This is a genomic window from Nocardia sp. NPDC052566 (genome assembly GCF_044547285.1).
Lineage (GTDB): Bacteria > Actinomycetota > Actinomycetes > Mycobacteriales > Mycobacteriaceae > Nocardia.
Genome location: NZ_JBIUAF010000002.1, coordinates 779,687 through 795,331 on the forward strand (window position 1 = coordinate 779,687; position 15,645 = coordinate 795,331).

A 15,645-nucleotide genomic window follows, 5' to 3' on the forward strand; every position below is an offset into this window, starting at 1 on the left:
GATCAGTAGCCGTGCGGCACTGGTCCCCATTGGCTGAATCCGTGACCCATCGAAGTGCATACCGCCGCGCCGGTGAAGGTGATTTGGCAATTCGCTCCGGCATAGGTGACCGAGTACTGCGGGTCGTGATAGCTCGCCTGTGTGAGGCGGGTCAACGGCGGATTTCCACCCGGCAGCGTGTGGCTGCCGTTCGAGTCCCACTGCGGGTGTGCGGGCAACATCGCCGAATCGATGACAATGGCAGGCACATTCGGCAACGACACCTGCATTCCGGCGTACAGCACATTCATCGATGCGGCGGGCACCGCGAGGTCACACCCCACGCCACCGCCCGCGTCGATCGAACAGTTCCACCCGCCGAGCGCGAAATACGCTCTGCCGTCTACCACGGTCGGCCCCGGCACCTCCTCCGCCTGCGCGATGCCACTCCCGCATACACACAGAACACTCCCGAGAACCCCTCCGCAAACCCGTACGGCGGTAACCTTCACACCCGTGAACACGGAATCTCCTACCCGCGTGAAAAGTAACAGGTCTAATCGGCCATAGAATGCAAAATATCACTTTACGGCGCAAAAGTGACTGTCCTGTCCAGGGCCCTTTCGCGGAAATGTGCCGCACGGGCCGGATTTCACCGATGCGCGGCCATCTGCGGCCCGTCCCGGCGTGCAGCCTCGAACCATCCCGGGGGCGGTACCGATGAATTTCGGATGGATACGTCGTCGAAGTCTGTGGACATGCCGAAGGAGAGGAACCCGATCATGACCAGACCGTTTCGATTCGGAGTCGTTGCGCCGCTGAGGTCCGACGTCCCCACCTGGCGAGATCACGTGCGCCGCATCGCCGACAGCGGGTACTCGACGCTGCTGGTACCCGATTTCCCACGGCTGCAACCGGCGCCGGGTCCGATGCTGGCCACCGTCGCGGCCCTGACAGACCTGCGCGTCGGCACCTGGGTGTACGCCTCGCCGCTCCGTCCGGCCTGGCTGACAGCGTGGGAAGCGCACTCGCTGTCGCTGCTGACCGACGGCCGTTTCGAGATGGGTATCGGCGTCGGCAGACCGGGCATCGAGGACGAGCTCCGCGAGAAGGGAATGCCTGCCGTACCGCCGCCGAACGAGCGGCTGGCCCAGGTGCGCGAGACTGTCGAGACACTGCGGGTACTCGACGGTCCCGACCGTCACACGCCTGTGGCGATGGCCGTATTCGGTCCGAGAGCCCGGGCGCTGGCGGCCGAGGTCGCGGACACGGTCACCTTCCCGCTGGGGGATCGGCCTCGGGCCGAAGTCGCCCGGCTGACAGACGGCTTCCGTGCCGACGGGAACATCGAACTCGCGCTCGCCGTACCGGTCATCGGCGACACCGTCGCGCCACACATGGCGCCCCCCGACACCGACACCGCCGCACTTCGCGCGGCCGACGCGCTGACCGTCCTTCCGGATGACCCCGCGGCCGCCGCCGAGGAAATCCAGCGCCGCCGCGAGGAATTCGGCTTCTCCTACTTCGTCTTCGGCGCTGCCTTCGCCGACCGATTCGCGCCGATCGTCGCCGAACTCGCCGGACGATGAGTCGATGGCGCGGAGCAGAGCTGCTCGCGAACCGATCTGCCCGTGTATCGCCCGAGGTTGCGCGACGATAGATCCCGGAAAGGTGGATCCGCATGTCCGGCAGGGGGACAGATGAAGCGACTCGTTGTCTGCTGTGACGGGACCTGGCAAGCCGAAACGGCGCCGTACTTCTCGAACATCGCCAAAATCGCACAACTGGTGAAGCACGAAAACACTGTTGTGCGAGAGGGATCGCGAACGCGGCGGATACCGCCGATCGCTCAGCGCGTCACGTATCTTTGCGGGCCGGGCGGCCGCGGGTTTCGCGCCGACCGCTTGTACGGCGGTGTACTGGGGAGAGGAACCGAGGCCAATCTCGTGTCCGCGTATTGGTATCTGGCACTCAACTGGGAACCTGGCGACGAGATCTTTCTGTTCGGGTTCAGTCGTGGTGCGTATACGGTGCGCAGCCTTGCCGGGATGCTCGATGTCCTCGGCCTGATGACACCGGAGGCGTTGCTCGAAGGGCAGTACGGCAACGCGATCGCGGCCTACCGCAAGAAGATTCGTAATCTATACGATCCGCGAGATCCGGTGCGGAGGGAACGGCGAACGTTCCGGAACGCATATTGCAGGCACCCGGTACCGATCCGTTTCATCGGAGCGTTCGACACGGTCGGCGCGCACGGAGTTCCGGGTATGCTCGGCTATCCATTCTCTGGATTCCATAATCTCTACTTGCTCGACAATGTCCAGTGCGCGCGCCATGCGCTCGCGATCGACGAGCGGCGCAGGCACTTCGCGGCATGCTTGTGGGAAGGGCCGCCGCCGTGGAGCAACTATATCCGCGAAGACGGACGCATTATTCTGGACGAAGACCGTCTTCGACAGGTCTGGTTCCGGGGTGTGCATACCGATATCGGCGGCGGCTACCCCGAGTGTGGTTTGTCCGACATCGCTCGCCGCTGGATGATGCGGGAGGCGTCGAAGGTCGGTTTGGAGTTCGATGCACGGCTCGTATCCGGGTTGGATGAGCAGTGCGCGCACCGCGAGAATCATATGGCCGAGCACAATTCACTCAATTCGGCCTACCGAATATTCAACAGCGTCATCTTTGCCAGGTCACCGCACAGCGGCAGCAGGGAGCTCCATTCGAACTCGTGGCGCCGGCTGCTGGCTCCGAGCGCGGTGGGGAACCTCATCGCGGCATCGGCCTTGAACGCCCCCGACTACCAGCCCTTCAATATCGAAATGTTGCGAAGAACCCTCGGCGGAGAGATACCAGGATCGCTTATCGAACAGACCGCGTGAGACAGACCTGGTCGATGCCTGGTGTGTCGGCCCGCGGCCCGCCCGTCGCGGACCACCTCGCTGGTGAGCCGCCGCCATCAGCAACGGTGAAAGCGGTTGCCAGAGGTCAGGGGGATCGTTTGATCCGTGCGCGGGCATCGGCCCACGAGAGGGGAAGCTCGGCGGAAGTCGCGGTGGAGTCGGCGAAATAGGGATTACCGAGACGACCGGCCATGTCCTGCAACATCTTCGCGTGTACGCCGCTGTGCACGAACGCCTCCATGGCCTCCTTGTCGGACCAGGCGGACAGGGTCCAGAAGGTCTTGGTGAACGGCTTCGCGTCCAGCGTGTAGCCCGCGCAGCCCGGCGTGGACTTCAGCTGGGTACGGATTTTCGCGGTCCAGCGCAGGAATCGGGGGATATCTCGATAGCGGGTCAACGGCAGGCAGGTGGTCAGCACATGTAACTGAATTCCGTCGGCGGGTTCGTAGACTCCGGCGGACCAGGGCAGGGCGGGCATCGACGGCCCCTTCCGATCGATGTGAGCGGCCGCGCGAGCAGCTCGGGCACGGTCGCCGAAATCTAAGAATACTCAGGCACTATCGGCCGCCGACTCGAATTCGAGGCCGCTGCGATCAGGAAAACCGTTGGCTGAGCTCCAGATACACCGTCTCTTCCGGCACGCCGCCGAAGAAGACCCGGTCGTACAGTTGCGGCACCAGGCGGTATATCGCATTCCGCGCTTGCGCGGCGCGCGGCCGGTCGGATTCGTCCAGCACGCGCGCCGTGGCCCGCACCGCGGGCCCGAGCGGCTTCCCGCGCACAGTGCACGGCGCGATCAGCGCATGCGGATTGTTCCGTATGCGCTTGACCTTCCCCGACTTCCGCTCGGTGAAGACGTAGACGTGGCCTTCGTCATCCATTCCGAACCAGACCGGTGACGGCACCGGCTCGCCGCTGCGCCGGAAGGTCACGAGCACCGCGTGGCGATGCCCGCGCAGGGCTTCGAAATCCCCTGCCGTCGCGGTTGATTCGGTGATCGAGAACGCGCGGCGATCTCGCATTCTGTCATACACCGCATTCATCCCGGTGCCGAACTTCGCCAAGATGCCCATGATTACCGCCCTCCGGCACCGTATGACATGGCTTGGCACCACGATACGCAAGCTCGCGCCGTCCATTGGTCGAATATCCGATGCGCCTGAACCGAGCGACCAAGTGGTCCGGCGGGTGAGAGCGGCTGCGGCGCAGGGAAATCCGCTACTGCCGACTAGGTGCGGCGCTCAACCGAAAGTCGCGGTTTCGGTGGTGTAGGTGTCGGAGGTGAACCAGCGGGCGGCGTCGGCGATGTCGTCGACCCATACCTCGACGACACCGTCGTAGAAGACGCTGGTGACGCCGGGTCAGGAAGCTCTGGCAGGACCTGCTCACCGACGTGATCGCGCTCCCCTCGGCACTGGACCGTCAGTTGCAGCGCGACGCCGGGATGTCGAACTTCGAGTACAGCGTGCTCGCACGGCTTTCGATGGCGGATCAGGACACCATGCGGCTCAGCGAGCTGGCTCGCGACAGCGACAGCACGCTCCCGCGCCTGTCGAAGCTGATGGACCGTTTCGAAGCCCGAAAGTGGATCACCCGCCGCGGCGACCCGAGCGACGGCCGCTACACCCTGGCCACGCTGACCGCCGCGGGTCGGCAGCAGGTGGTCGACAGCGCGCCCGGACATGTCGCGCAGGTGCGCCGTCTCGTCTTCGACCCACCCACAACCACGCAACGCCGCCACCTCGGCGCGGCGCTCGCCCGCGTCGCCGAGACCGTGCGGCGGGAGATCGCCGTACCTCGGCCGAAAGATTTTGGGTGACATAGGAATTGCCTATGGCATCCGCTCGATTTTCGTCTTTGCCTGTCGTTCTTATGCGGACATACAGTGAAACAGCTCGACGAGGTGCTCATCCGGGCACATCGCTGTCTTTCCGTCGAGCCGACAACACGCAAGCGAAAGGACGCCGTGGCCGCCCAGCAGATGCTCGGCGGGGTGGCGGTCCCCATGGTGGCGCCGCCGTTCCTGCACTACACGACGGCCAAGGCTGCGCTGGAGAACTGCAGCCGGGGATTGGCCACGGAGTTGGACCCGTTCGGAATTCGAGTCAGCACCGTGTCTCCGGGCCGAACCGCCACCCTCGGCGGCGAACCAACGCGGGAACAGTGGGCGCGCCTTGACGCGGGGCCGGGCCGGACAACACCACCCCACCGCTGGGGCGCGATGGTCAGCCCGACGACATCGCCCACGCGGTGCTGTTCCTCGTATCCCACCGCGCGTGGGGACGAGTCATGCGGTAGTGACCGCAAGGCTTCAACCGCTCGGCTGTCGGCAGCTCCGGAGCGTCTCGAAGATTGTAGGCAGACCTGCCGACATCCTTCGTCCGAACCGAGGCGTTTATGGACAATCTGCACCACGCGCGGATCGGGAGCGGGACTGCCCGGCTTCCGTTGACTCCTGATCTGAAGTAGGTAGGGGGCGGTCGCCGCGTGTCCGGTCTGCTCGTGCTCCCTGAAGTGGTTCGTGAATGGCATGAAATTGGCTGTGGGCTATCTCCGACGAATGAGACATTGATCTGGTCCCTCGGAGTTGACCGCCTCGGCCGCGGGTTAGTAGGTAGCGGCAGCGCGCATGGCGACGTAGTTGTGGATGCTGGGGAACAGGCGGCGGGTTGGTTACCTGGTGCGCTTCAACGAGTCTCGGGTCGCTTTGGCCAGGCCTACCGAAAGTGAGTGCGGCGGTATTGCCCCGTTCGGTGGCCGCGCGCCAAGTCTAATCGGCCGTAGAGTGCAAAATATCACTGTACGGCGCAAAGTCTTTGGTTCCATCCAGGGCTCTTTCGTGGAACCGGCTGAAACCCCCGAGTCATCCTTGCTCTCCGGCCGGAATCGCCGAAGTGCTTCGGTTCAGGTGGCGGCAGGCAGTTGCTGAACATACCGACCGATTGGAACTTATTTCCGTAGTCGTGGAATCATTACGACATCATCGTGCCGGGAACTGGCGCCGGATCCCTAGGTCGGGGAATTACTTTCGATAATGCGGTTCGTCGGCGCGATTTGAAGGTGTGGTTCAAAGGTGCGGTTCGAGATATTGGGACCAGTTCGGGCTTGGGGGAACGGGGCGGAGATCGAGATCGGATCGCCGCAGCAGCGCGTGGTGCTCGCCATGCTGTTGTTCGATGCGGGGCGCCCCGTCACCGTCGATCGTCTGGTGGACGGGTTGTGGGGCGAATCGCCACCGAAGCGCGCGGCGCAGGTCACGCGGACGTATGTGTCGCGCCTGCGCAAGATCGTCAACGCGGACCGCAAATTGCTCGTGACGGAGGTCAGCGGTTATGCGCTCCATCCGGGCGACGACGCGATCGATCTGACGGCGTTCGAGTCCGCGTCGGCGGCTGCCGAGGACGCCAGGACCCGAGGTGACCTCACCTGCGCCGATCAGTTACTGGGCCAAGCCCTTTCGCTCTGGCGCGGCGAGCCGCTGGCAGGCCTGCCGGGCCCGTGGGCGGAATCGAACCGTGCCGACCTGGTAGAACGTCGATTGACGACGCGACAGGCGCGGTGCGAGGTCGGATTGGAATTGGGGCGCCATGTACAGGAAGTGGCGGAGCTGACGGAACTGTGCCGGGTCCATCCCTATCGGGAACGGCTGCGCGAACTGTTGATGCTCGCCCTGCATCGATGCGGCCGGACCGCGGAGGCGCTCGGCGTATTCGCCGACACCCGGAAGCTCTTCGATGACGAACTGGGGATAGTGCCGGGCCGGGAACTGTCCACCATGCACGATCGGATCTTGCAGGACGACCCCGAGCTGCTGCTGTGGTCGCGGACCGCGAATCGGATCACCCTTGTGCCCGCGCAATTGCCCGCGGACACAAGGGATTTCACCGGTCGGGCGGAGATGGTGGGCACCCTGGTCGCGGCGCTCGGCAAGGGCGGGACGGTGGTGGTTTCGGGCATGGGCGGCGTCGGTAAGACAACGCTCGCCGTGCACGCCGCGCAATTGGTGCGAGCCGAATTCGGCGATGGGCAACTGTTCGTGAATCTGCGTGGCGCGGGATCTGATCTCGCCGACCCTGTCGCTGTGCTCGGTGCCTTCCTGACCGCGCTGGGGGTGGCCGACCCGGCGATGCCGACCGGTCTGGTCGAGCGGGCCGCGCTGTACCGGACGATGCTGGCGGGCCGGCGTGTACTGGTGCTGCTGGACAACGCGCGCGACGCCGCGCAGGTGCAGCCGCTGCTGCACGGTACGACCGGTTCCGCGGTGCTGGTCACCAGCCGGGCGAGGCACATCGTCATCGAAGGTGCGGTCCACGTCCATCTGGATGTCATGCCCCCCGACGAGGCGCTGTTGCTGCTTCGCGGTGTGGTGGGTGCCAAGCGCGTCGACGCGGAGCGGGAAGCCGCCGCGAAGCTGATCGCGACATGCGGGTTGCTGCCGTTGGCGATTCGCATGGTTGGGTCCCGGCTGGCCGCCCGGCCGGGTTGGTCGATCCTCGACGTCACCGAGCAATTGAGCGACAACCAGCGGATAATGGCACTCGGCACGGGTGATGTTGCGGTTGTTTCGGCGTTCGAACTGAGTTATCGGCAGCTCACGGTCGAGCAGGCGCGTGCGTTCCGGCTGCTGGCCGTTGCCGACGGGCCAGACATCTCGCTCGAGGCGGGTGCGGCGCTGCTCGGCGTCGACAGCCACGCCGCGCAGGTGCTGCTCGAATCCCTGGTCGACGTCAGCCTTCTCGATTCGCCCACCTACGGGCGGTACCGATACCACGGATTGTTGCGCACGTTCGCCCGTCTGCGGCTACCCGACTGCGAGGCGCGGCCCGTGTTCCGGCGTCTGCTCGACTACTATCTCGCCACCGGTTGTACAGCATTTCAGCTGGCCGTGCCGGGGGACCCCGTTACTGAGGTGGTCGATCCGCCGCAGTGCCACGGCGGGTGGATGCCCGACTTCGCCCACGCCGCGAGCTGGGTCGCCGCCAACGCGGACAACCTTGTCGCCGTGGTCTGCCAGGCGGCGACCGCCACCCAGCCCGACCCGATGGCGGTGACCGTCGCGGTGCAACTGCTCGTCGTGCTGTGCCCCTTCAACCAGCAGCTTCGGCATGTGCGGCTGGAGCCGGCGGTCATGGCGCTGTGCCGGGCGGTCTCCGAGGACGATCACCGTCTTGCCGGGCGGGTTTACTTCCTGCGATCGATGGTGGAACTCGGGCTGGGTCGGCCCGCGGATGCGGAGGCGGCGGCCCGGCAAGCGATCGTCTGGTGCCGCGCGGGCGGTGACGCGACCGTCCACTGCCAGGTGCTGAACGTGCTCGGTCGAATCAACCGGCGGCGAAGACACTTCGAAGAGGCGCTCGACTGCTACCGGCAGTCGATCGAGTTCGCCCGAACTGCGGGGCACCGTTCCGTCGAGGCGTTGACCATGGCCAATATCGCCGCCGTACTGGTGGACCGGGGCGACGCCGCCGATGCGGTACCTGTCTGCGAGTCAGCGATGCTGACGGCTACGGACGTCGACGACGTGAATGCCATTGTCTATGCGCGCTACACGCTCGGGGTCGCTCTCCAGCAGTCCGGCCGCTACGCGGAGGCTGCCGATGCGCACCGGCAATGTTTGCGGGCCAGCGATGCCGCGGGCCTGATGGTGTGGGAGGCGCATTCGCTTTATCAGCTGGCGAATTCGCTGCTTCACCTCGAGCAGCCGGCCGCGGCGGGGCGCTATGCCGAGCGTGCGTTGATCCTCTGTCGCGATATCGGTGATCAGGTGGCTGAGGCGCACGCGCTGACCAGCGTGGCGGCGGCGCTGACCCAGACAGGGGATGCCGATCGTGCTCGGTTCTGCCTGCAGAGCGCCTACCAAATATTCCGCGGTCTCGGGATGCCCGCAGCCGAGGACACGCTGCGACGGCTGCGGGATCTGGCCCCGGTCTCGCTCGGTCGCAGCGCCGACGGAACCGGAGGATCGGTCGCCTTGGGGTGAGCCGGGGTGCGGTCCTCGTCACTCCTCTGACCTGCTCGTATACGTGGCGTCGACCCCGTGTGGACAGGGGTTCCCTAGCGTCACTTCGTGATCGGACGTTCCGATCAGGCATTTCACGTGGCAGGGGTTGCGATGGCTACGCGCATCGGATTGAGCTCGGGGACTTTGCCGTCTTCCTCGGCGGGCGAGTTGGCGGCGCGCACGTTGCAGGGCAATGGTGACGCGGTGGATCTGCGGGCCGGAAAGGGCCACGCATGGGAGCGCGCGGGCCTGCGGCGCGGTATCGCCGATATCACCGATCGGGGGGTCACGGTCGTCTTCATCGGTGTCAGTATGGTCGCGGGCGACCCGGAATCCGCAGGCTTCTCGTACCCCGGTGTGCCGGGCTATCCGATAAAGGCATTCTGTGCGGGCACTCCCGATGTCGCAGTGCTCGCCGCGCAAGCCGATGCCGCCGTCGCGGCCGACACCGAGTTGTGGGTGGAACTGCACCGCGGCGGACCGAATGCCGCCGACCTGATCCGGCTCGCCGCCGAAGCCGGTGTCGGCGTGGTGGTCGACCTGCTCGGCCTTGTGGAGACGGGCGGCGCCTGCCAGGACACTCTCCGGGATTTGGCCCCCCATGTGCGCGCCGTCCAGGTCAAAGGGGTGCACACCACGCCGGACCGTCGGCACCGGCATCGTCCGCTGCGGCCGGTCGACCTCGAGCCGCTGCACACGCTACTGGCCGGCGGTGCGAGTCCGGCCGCGATCACCGTCGAGTCGAAGGCCGGTCGGCCGCTGGACGACTTGGCGGTGCTGCGCGCCGAGCTCGGCGATTTCGTCGCGTCCGCCCGATGAGCGGAGCGATGAAGCGTAAGAAACGGTTTCGCTCACAGAACGGTAATACGGTTGATTTCACATGAATATACGAGTTTCGAACGCGAAACTACCACGCAGCAACTATCGGAGTTTCCGCCGACGGCCGATGGCTCTGAGCATCCTTGGCTGCTACTCTCGAAAAGAGAGCAAGAAGTCCTCGCCCTCGTCTCCAGGGGGTTGACTTATGCTGCAGTAGCTCGTAGTCTGCGGATCAGCGTTCATACCGTCGACACTTATCTGCGTCGCATCCGCCGCAAGACGAGTATTTCGAGCATGGCCGAATTGGCTATTGTGGCATACACCGGCTCGTCGAAGTCGTGAATAATGAGATTTCCGCCGCGCCTGTTATTACGTTCGCGGCGTTCGATCTGGATGGCACCCTACTCGACGCCGACGGCAGACTTCCCTCCGCTGTGGACGACAGTCTGATCGGACTGCGAGCGGGCGGGATCACACCGCTGCTGGTGACCGGGCGCACCGTGCGGTCCATGCTCGAGCTGGACCCCGACCACACCGTGCTCAGCGGTTTGGCCAACCAACTCTTGCTGGCCGATGGCTGTGTCGTGTTGGACCGCAGCACCCACACGGTCACAAACCTGCTCGAGGTGCCTCGGCAGGCCGTCGCCCTGCTGCTGCGGGCGGGCGTGGACGAGTTCGTCGTGGATACCGGAACCGACCTGCGGGCGTCCTCGCGGCGGGCAGCGCTGAGCTATGCCCGGGCATACGCGTTGCCGCGCGACGCAATCGATATCGGCCTCGAATCATTCTGGCCGGTAACGGGAATCACCGTATTCGACCAGCCAGCGAAGGTGGCGGAGGCGCTCGCCGGGGTGCCGCACGACACGGACGCGATCGGCCCGTTCGATGCATTGCTGATCAAGCCACGTGGGGCGTGCAAGGCAACCGGCCTGGCCGCCTACCTCGCGCGCTGCCGACCGACGATCGATCTCGACTCGGTCATCGCGTTCGGCGATGCCTACAACGACGGATGCCTGCTCGGTTCCAGCGCGCTCGGTGTCGCGGTGCGCGGAGCCGACGAGACGGCTTGTCGTTGTGCAGATATCCGGTTGCGTCAACCTCTCGCAGCGTTCCTGGCGGATCTGACCCCGGTCGGTATCGCTGCGCTTCGCCTCCGTTTTCGTCGCAACGATATTGCGCGCGGCAGGCCATGCTTCGGCGGCCATCGCAGGCCGTGAAATCCGTCGTCCCTACAAATGATTGGAATGCTCCATGGAGCCGAGATTCGAGCAAGCCGAACTGGTGCCGCGTCCTACCGTGCGAGTGGTGTTACTCGACGAAGAAGACCGGCTGCTCCTGTTCTCCAGCATCGACGACTCCGACGGTCACATCTTCTGGTACCCCGTCGGCGGTGGTCGCGAAGAAGGCGAAACACTGGAACAGACAGCAGTCCGCGAAGCCTTCGAGGAAACCGGTCTCACCGAACTTCAGCTGGGGCCGGAACTTTGGCGTCGTCGAAAGATCGCGTGCTGGGACGGCGTCGCCTATGACTGCCGCGAGAACTACTTCCTCGCCCGCGTCGAGAACTTCGAAGTCGACACGGCGGGTTTCACGGCAACTGAACGTGCGTCGATCAAGGGGTACCGTTGGTGGACACTCGACGAGCTCAATGCGACGCGTGATCGTCTCGTCCCCGATGATCTGCGCACACTCCTGGCCGATCTGCTGATCTGCGGGCCGCCGGCGGAGCCGATCATCCTCACGGCCTGAGAATGTCCGAATATCATTTCGACAGCTGTCACGAGAAGTCGGGACGTTTTTCCGAACGTGCGTCGTGCGATTATTGATTCTACGGCGGTGACACCGACTCGGTCGAACCGGCAAAGTATTTCTATCAATGGGGAGGTGAAATGCGCGGGATCAACGGAAAGATTGCCGTCGTTACCGGAGGTGCCCAGGGAATCGGCCGGGCAGTCACCGAGCGGATTGTCGCCGAGGGTGGCAATGCGATGATCGCCGACAGTAACATGGATCATGGAAAACGCACCGTCGACGAGATAAACGGGCAAGCGGGCCGGGCCGCTGTGTGTTTTCACCCGACCGACGTGGCCGATGAATCCGCCGTAATCGATGTCATCGGCCGAACTGTCCGTGAATTCGGCGGTATCGACCAACTGGTGAATTGTGCGGCAGTTTTCATTATGCGTGGCATCGAGGCTACCGTCGAGGAGTGGCGTCGCATCATGGACGTGAATATCATGGGGCAAGCGCTGTGTGTGAAGCATGCGGTCCCGGAAATGCGTACGCGCGGCGCCGGTTCGATAGTGAACATCGCCTCGATCTCGGGCCACATCGCGCAGCCGGGTTATCTCACCTACAACGCCACCAAAGCGGCAGTCGCCAATATGACGCGTTGCATGGCCATGGATCTTGCCTGCGACGGAATTCGGGTCAATGCGGTCAATCCTGGAACAGTATGGAACAAAAACAACGAGCGTTACCACCGTGCGGAACTCGGCATGAACCGTGCCCAGGCCGACAGCCATCCCGAGATAGGTGGCAAACATATGCTCGGCCGAACCGCCGATCCGGAGGAGATCGCCGCCGCGGTGGTCTTCCTGCTGTCCGACGAGGCCAGCTACATAACCGGCGAGAACCTCATGGTCGACGCTGGATACACGGCGATGTGACACGTTCATGAAATTCGACCTGCATACCCATCATCAGCGATGTGGACACGCTCGCGGCTCGCTACGCGACTACCTCGAGGCAGCGCTCGCGGCCGATCTGGATGTGCTCGGCTGCTCCGACCATTCTCCATTCTTCGGCGAGGAAGCGGATCATTACAAACCATGGGTCGCGATGGCGCGGTCGGAATTCCATTCCTACCTCTCCGAATGTGTCGCGCTGCGCGAAGAATATCGTGGACGTATCGATCTGCGGATCGGTGTCGAATCCGATTTCTTCCCGGAGCACGTCGAAACCTACCGGCGGATCTATGAGGGTCTCGACTTGGACTATGTCATCGGCTCCGTGCACGTGGTCGGTGAGCTGGATATCTTCCACCCCGACCGCTGGATCGACGCTACCGACGAATTTCTGGAGGGGGAGAAGGAGCGCTACTGCGACCTGGTGGCCGAGTCTGCGCGGTCGGGCTTGTACGACATTCTCGGCCATATCGACGCGCTGCGGGGCGACTGCCCCCGGCTGGCGTCGATCGAGACTCCGGCGGTGGACCGCATGATCGAGGCGATCGTCGAGGCCGATGTGGTGGTGGAGGTCAACACCTCCGGAGTGACCAAGCGGTGCGGCGGTTGGTATCCCGATGACGCCCTCCTGATTCGGTTGCGCGACAACGGAATCAGGCTGACCTTTGGTTCCGATGCCCATGACCCGCACCGGGTCGGTGACCAGTTCGAGCGAGTGCGCATCCGGCTGCGCGAGCTCGGTTACCGGGAATGGTACGTGTTCGAGCGTCGCCAACCCCGGGCGATTCCGTTGTGAGCAGCGGCCGGGCCTGCTGTCGCTTTCCTATTTCCCAAGAGGTGTTCCGTGAACAATCGAACTATCAAGATCGCACTGGCGGGGGTGGGCTCCTGCGCGTCCAGCTTCGTCCAGGCGGTCACGTCCGGCCGCGATGCGGTGATCGACCGGCAGCCAGGCGTGATGTACCCCGAGATCGGCGGCTACCGGCTATCCGATCTGGAATGCGTTGCGGCCTTCGAGGTCGACGCGAACAAGATCGGCTGCGATCTGGCCGACGCACTACGGCGGCCGCCGACCGCCGCCGTCCAGCACGTGCATGTACCCGACACCGGGGTGATCGTGCGGCCGGGTCCTGTGCTCGACGGGATCGGGGGACGGCTGGTCGGCGTGGTCGAAGTGGATGAGCGTGCTCGGCAGGCCACGATCGAGGACGTGGCCGCTGAGCTGCGGCGCACCGGCGCCGAGGTGCTCGTGTGCCTCCTGCCGACGGGATCTGTCAAAGCGGTTCAGGCGTACGCCCGAGCCTGCATCGCGACCGGGACCGCGTTCGTCAACGCGACCCCGGAGTCCGTCGCGAACGATCCGGATCTGGCAAGCGCTTTCGCGGAACGTGGCATCCCCCTGCTCGGCGACGACCTGCGCAGCCATCTGGGGGCAACGACACTGCACACCGCGCTGCTGGACCTCCTGCTCGGCCGCGGTCTGGCGATCAAGGACACCTATCAGCTCAATGTGGGTGGTAACACCGACTTCTTGAATTTGGCGGACCCGCTACGGTCTGCCACCAAGCAGACGTCCAAGCGTCGCGCGCTGTCGAACGCTGGCATCGACGCCACCGATGTCGCGGCGGGTCCGAACGGGTACGTCAAATACCTCGGCGACCGGAAGGTGTGCTTTCTACGCATCGAGGCGGAGTCCATCATCGGAGCTCCGGTATCGATGGAGATCCGGCTGGAGGTCGAGGACAGTCCGAACGCCGCCGCGGTGCTCGCGAGCGCGGTCCGGATCGCTCGGGTCGCCGCGGACCAGGGCCGGTCCGGGGTGATCGATGCAGTCTGCGCATTCCTGTTCAAGAGCCCGCCGGTAGGCATGACGGAATCCAGCGGACTCGACAGCTTCCGCGAGTTCATCGCGGCCGCCGCGTCCCACTCCTGGCAGGATTCGCTGAGGGCTGCCGAGCTGGAAATCGCGAGGTTGGCCTGATATGGACGGCAGCAAAGTGCACGACCTGATCAGGGCGGAGCTGGCGCGAGTTCTGGGTCCCGACAAGCGATTCGGCGATCACGACCTGTTGGCCGACCACGGACTGGACTCGATGCGTAGCGTGGAGCTCACGCTCAACCTGGAGGACGTCTTCGCCATCGTGTTCGAGGACGAGGAGCTGGCGTTCGGCAACTTCGCGTCGGTGTCCGCGATCACCGAGCTCGTGTCCGCGAAGGTGGGGACACAGGACGGTGTGAAGGAACGACTCCCATGAGCGCACCCGCCTGGGTGCCGTGCACCGAAGACGATCCCGGCCCCGGCATCGCCCGCGAGCATTGGGGATTGACCGTCCTCGACGCCGAGCGCCTCGATCGCGAGAGCATGAACGGCGTTTGGCGGTTCCGGACCGACGACGGCCGCTTTGTTCTCAAAAGGCTAGGTCTGCCCGCCTCGGCGCGGTGGCTGGACTTCCAGTTGGCGGCCACCGAGGCCGCCGCCCGTGCGGAGATTCCGGCAGCGCGGACGATTCCGTCGATCCGCGGTATCCACACCGAGTCCACGACGATCGGGCAGTGCCAGCTGCGTCGCTACCGCGACGGCCGTTCCTTTACGGCCGGCTCGACCGCTGACATCACCCAGGCCGCGCAGATGCTGCGTTCGCTGCATCGGGTCCCGGTGGCCGGTCTGGCCCAGGTGCCGTGCCCGTCGGCAAACCTGGAGTCCTGGCTCGCCCCGGCAGAAAACGCTCTGCAAGATCTGGAAAAGGTACTGGCAGAGGTGGTTCCGGCTGATCTCGCCGATCGTGCGTTGCACGACTACGGCTCGGCGCTGGACCGCGCCACGCACCGGCTCGGTGCAGTCGGCTACGCGACCTGGCCGGTGGTACTGACCCACGGCGAGATCAGCGGATCGAACCTGGTGTTCGACGCGGAGGGAATGCTCGCGGCCGTGCTGGACTGGGATGCGATCCAGCTACGGCCGCGGGTGTACGACCTGGCGCTGGCCGCCCTCTTCCTCGGGCGCACGAAGCGCGGCAGCCTGAACAACGATCCGGCGGTCGCACGATTCTTCCTCGATCAGGCCACCATCGGAAATCCGTTGAGCGGCAAGGAGATCGATGCTCTTTCCGCTGTGCTCGAGCTGTACTTCGTACCGACTGCAGACCGGTTGGCCCGGTACGCTCATGGCGCGTCGAAGGACGTCGAGCGGTACGTCGGCTGGTCGGCTGAGGGCGCGAGACGATCGCGCGAACTGCTCGCGGCGATAATCGGGTGATCC

The 15,645-nt window shown here is 64.8% G+C and carries 17 protein-coding genes; 14 read left to right on the forward strand and 3 right to left on the reverse strand.

Features of this window, described 5'->3' with window-relative positions; translation table 11 throughout:
* Positions 1–2: 2 nt before the first annotated feature.
* Positions 3–389 (reverse strand): hypothetical protein, encoded by a 387-nt coding sequence (locus ACIG5A_RS10570; RefSeq protein ID WP_397239907.1) that lies wholly within the window; start codon positions 387–389, stop codon positions 3–5.
* 372 nt (positions 390–761) lie between these two features.
* On the opposite strand from ACIG5A_RS10570, the gene ACIG5A_RS10575 reads away from it, so the two are divergent.
* Both ACIG5A_RS10575 and ACIG5A_RS10580 read left to right on the forward strand, forming a co-directional pair.
* Positions 762–1,568, forward strand: coding sequence for an LLM class flavin-dependent oxidoreductase (locus tag ACIG5A_RS10575; protein WP_397239908.1), 807 nt, complete (start codon positions 762–764; stop codon positions 1,566–1,568).
* Between the two features lie 111 nt (positions 1,569–1,679).
* A complete protein-coding gene (locus tag ACIG5A_RS10580) occupies positions 1,680–2,858 on the forward strand; it encodes a DUF2235 domain-containing protein (RefSeq protein ID WP_397239909.1) in 1,179 nt (392 codons plus the stop codon).
* 106 nt (positions 2,859–2,964) lie between these two features.
* Here the strand turns inward: ACIG5A_RS10580 and ACIG5A_RS10585 are convergent, their stop codons facing one another.
* Positions 2,965–3,357 carry a hypothetical protein gene (locus ACIG5A_RS10585; RefSeq protein ID WP_397239910.1) on the reverse strand — a complete coding sequence of 131 codons (393 nt, stop codon included), beginning with the start codon at positions 3,355–3,357 and terminating at the stop codon, positions 2,965–2,967.
* Positions 3,358–3,472: 115 nt separating this feature from the next.
* Positions 3,473–3,943, reverse strand: coding sequence for a PPOX class F420-dependent oxidoreductase (locus ACIG5A_RS10590; protein WP_397239911.1), 471 nt, complete (start codon positions 3,941–3,943; stop codon positions 3,473–3,475).
* A 329-nt stretch (positions 3,944–4,272) separates the two neighbouring features.
* Here ACIG5A_RS10590 and ACIG5A_RS10595 point away from each other — a divergent pair, with 329 nt between their 5' ends.
* The 12 genes from ACIG5A_RS10595 to ACIG5A_RS10650 all read left to right on the forward strand — a co-directional run bounded on the left by ACIG5A_RS10595 (position 4,273) and on the right by ACIG5A_RS10650 (position 15,642).
* Positions 4,273–4,698, forward strand: a complete 426-nt coding sequence (locus ACIG5A_RS10595) for a MarR family winged helix-turn-helix transcriptional regulator (protein WP_397239912.1) — start codon at positions 4,273–4,275, stop codon at positions 4,696–4,698.
* Positions 4,699–4,884: 186 nt separating this feature from the next.
* Complete coding sequence (locus tag ACIG5A_RS10600) at positions 4,885–5,331, forward strand: SDR family oxidoreductase (RefSeq protein ID WP_397240589.1); 447 nt, start codon at positions 4,885–4,887, stop codon at positions 5,329–5,331.
* A 621-nt stretch (positions 5,332–5,952) separates the two neighbouring features.
* Positions 5,953–8,859, forward strand: a complete 2,907-nt coding sequence (locus ACIG5A_RS10605) for a BTAD domain-containing putative transcriptional regulator (protein WP_397239913.1) — start codon at positions 5,953–5,955, stop codon at positions 8,857–8,859.
* A 132-nt stretch (positions 8,860–8,991) separates the two neighbouring features.
* A complete protein-coding gene (locus tag ACIG5A_RS10610; protein WP_397239914.1) occupies positions 8,992–9,699 on the forward strand; it encodes a hypothetical protein in 708 nt (235 codons plus the stop codon).
* Positions 9,700–9,750: 51 nt separating this feature from the next.
* Positions 9,751–10,041 carry a response regulator transcription factor gene (locus ACIG5A_RS10615; RefSeq protein WP_397239915.1) on the forward strand — a complete coding sequence of 97 codons (291 nt, stop codon included), beginning with the start codon at positions 9,751–9,753 and terminating at the stop codon, positions 10,039–10,041.
* Complete coding sequence (locus ACIG5A_RS10620) at positions 10,038–10,916, forward strand: HAD hydrolase family protein (RefSeq protein WP_397239916.1); 879 nt, start codon at positions 10,038–10,040, stop codon at positions 10,914–10,916. Before ACIG5A_RS10615 ends, ACIG5A_RS10620 begins: the two co-directional genes overlap by 4 nt.
* A gap of 34 nt (positions 10,917–10,950) precedes the next feature.
* Positions 10,951–11,448 (forward strand): NUDIX hydrolase, encoded by a 498-nt coding sequence (locus tag ACIG5A_RS10625; RefSeq protein ID WP_397239917.1) that lies wholly within the window; start codon positions 10,951–10,953, stop codon positions 11,446–11,448.
* Between the two features lie 140 nt (positions 11,449–11,588).
* Positions 11,589–12,368 (forward strand): SDR family NAD(P)-dependent oxidoreductase, encoded by a 780-nt coding sequence (locus tag ACIG5A_RS10630; protein WP_397239918.1) that lies wholly within the window; start codon positions 11,589–11,591, stop codon positions 12,366–12,368.
* 7 nt (positions 12,369–12,375) lie between these two features.
* Complete coding sequence (locus ACIG5A_RS10635) at positions 12,376–13,182, forward strand: histidinol-phosphatase (RefSeq protein ID WP_397239919.1); 807 nt, start codon at positions 12,376–12,378, stop codon at positions 13,180–13,182.
* 48 nt (positions 13,183–13,230) lie between these two features.
* Complete coding sequence (locus tag ACIG5A_RS10640; protein ID WP_397239920.1) at positions 13,231–14,367, forward strand: inositol-3-phosphate synthase; 1,137 nt, start codon at positions 13,231–13,233, stop codon at positions 14,365–14,367.
* Position 14,368: 1 nt separating this feature from the next.
* A complete protein-coding gene (locus tag ACIG5A_RS10645; RefSeq protein ID WP_397239921.1) occupies positions 14,369–14,641 on the forward strand; it encodes an acyl carrier protein in 273 nt (90 codons plus the stop codon).
* Complete coding sequence (locus ACIG5A_RS10650; RefSeq protein WP_397239922.1) at positions 14,638–15,642, forward strand: aminoglycoside phosphotransferase family protein; 1,005 nt, start codon at positions 14,638–14,640, stop codon at positions 15,640–15,642. Before ACIG5A_RS10645 ends, ACIG5A_RS10650 begins: the two co-directional genes overlap by 4 nt.
* Positions 15,643–15,645: the final 3 nt, after the last annotated feature.

Excerpts from the sequence above, each read along its gene's own strand:
- ACIG5A_RS10635 (WP_397239919.1), top strand. The coding sequence starts at position 12,376 with ATGAAATTCGACCTGCATACCCATCATCAGCGATGTGGACACGCTCGC.
- ACIG5A_RS10625 (WP_397239917.1), top strand. The coding sequence starts at position 10,951 with ATGGAGCCGAGATTCGAGCAAGCCGAACTGGTGCCGCGTCCTACCGTG.
- ACIG5A_RS10580 (WP_397239909.1), top strand. The coding sequence starts at position 1,680 with ATGAAGCGACTCGTTGTCTGCTGTGACGGGACCTGGCAAGCCGAAACG.
- ACIG5A_RS10600 (WP_397240589.1), top strand. The coding sequence starts at position 4,885 with ATGGTGGCGCCGCCGTTCCTGCACTACACGACGGCCAAGGCTGCGCTG.
- ACIG5A_RS10645 (WP_397239921.1), top strand. The coding sequence starts at position 14,369 with ATGGACGGCAGCAAAGTGCACGACCTGATCAGGGCGGAGCTGGCGCGA.
- ACIG5A_RS10630 (WP_397239918.1), top strand. The coding sequence starts at position 11,589 with ATGCGCGGGATCAACGGAAAGATTGCCGTCGTTACCGGAGGTGCCCAG.
- ACIG5A_RS10610 (WP_397239914.1), top strand. The coding sequence starts at position 8,992 with ATGGCTACGCGCATCGGATTGAGCTCGGGGACTTTGCCGTCTTCCTCG.
- ACIG5A_RS10650 (WP_397239922.1), top strand. The coding sequence starts at position 14,638 with ATGAGCGCACCCGCCTGGGTGCCGTGCACCGAAGACGATCCCGGCCCC.
- ACIG5A_RS10575 (WP_397239908.1), top strand. The coding sequence starts at position 762 with ATGACCAGACCGTTTCGATTCGGAGTCGTTGCGCCGCTGAGGTCCGAC.
- ACIG5A_RS10585 (WP_397239910.1), bottom strand. The coding sequence starts at position 3,357 with ATGCCCGCCCTGCCCTGGTCCGCCGGAGTCTACGAACCCGCCGACGGA.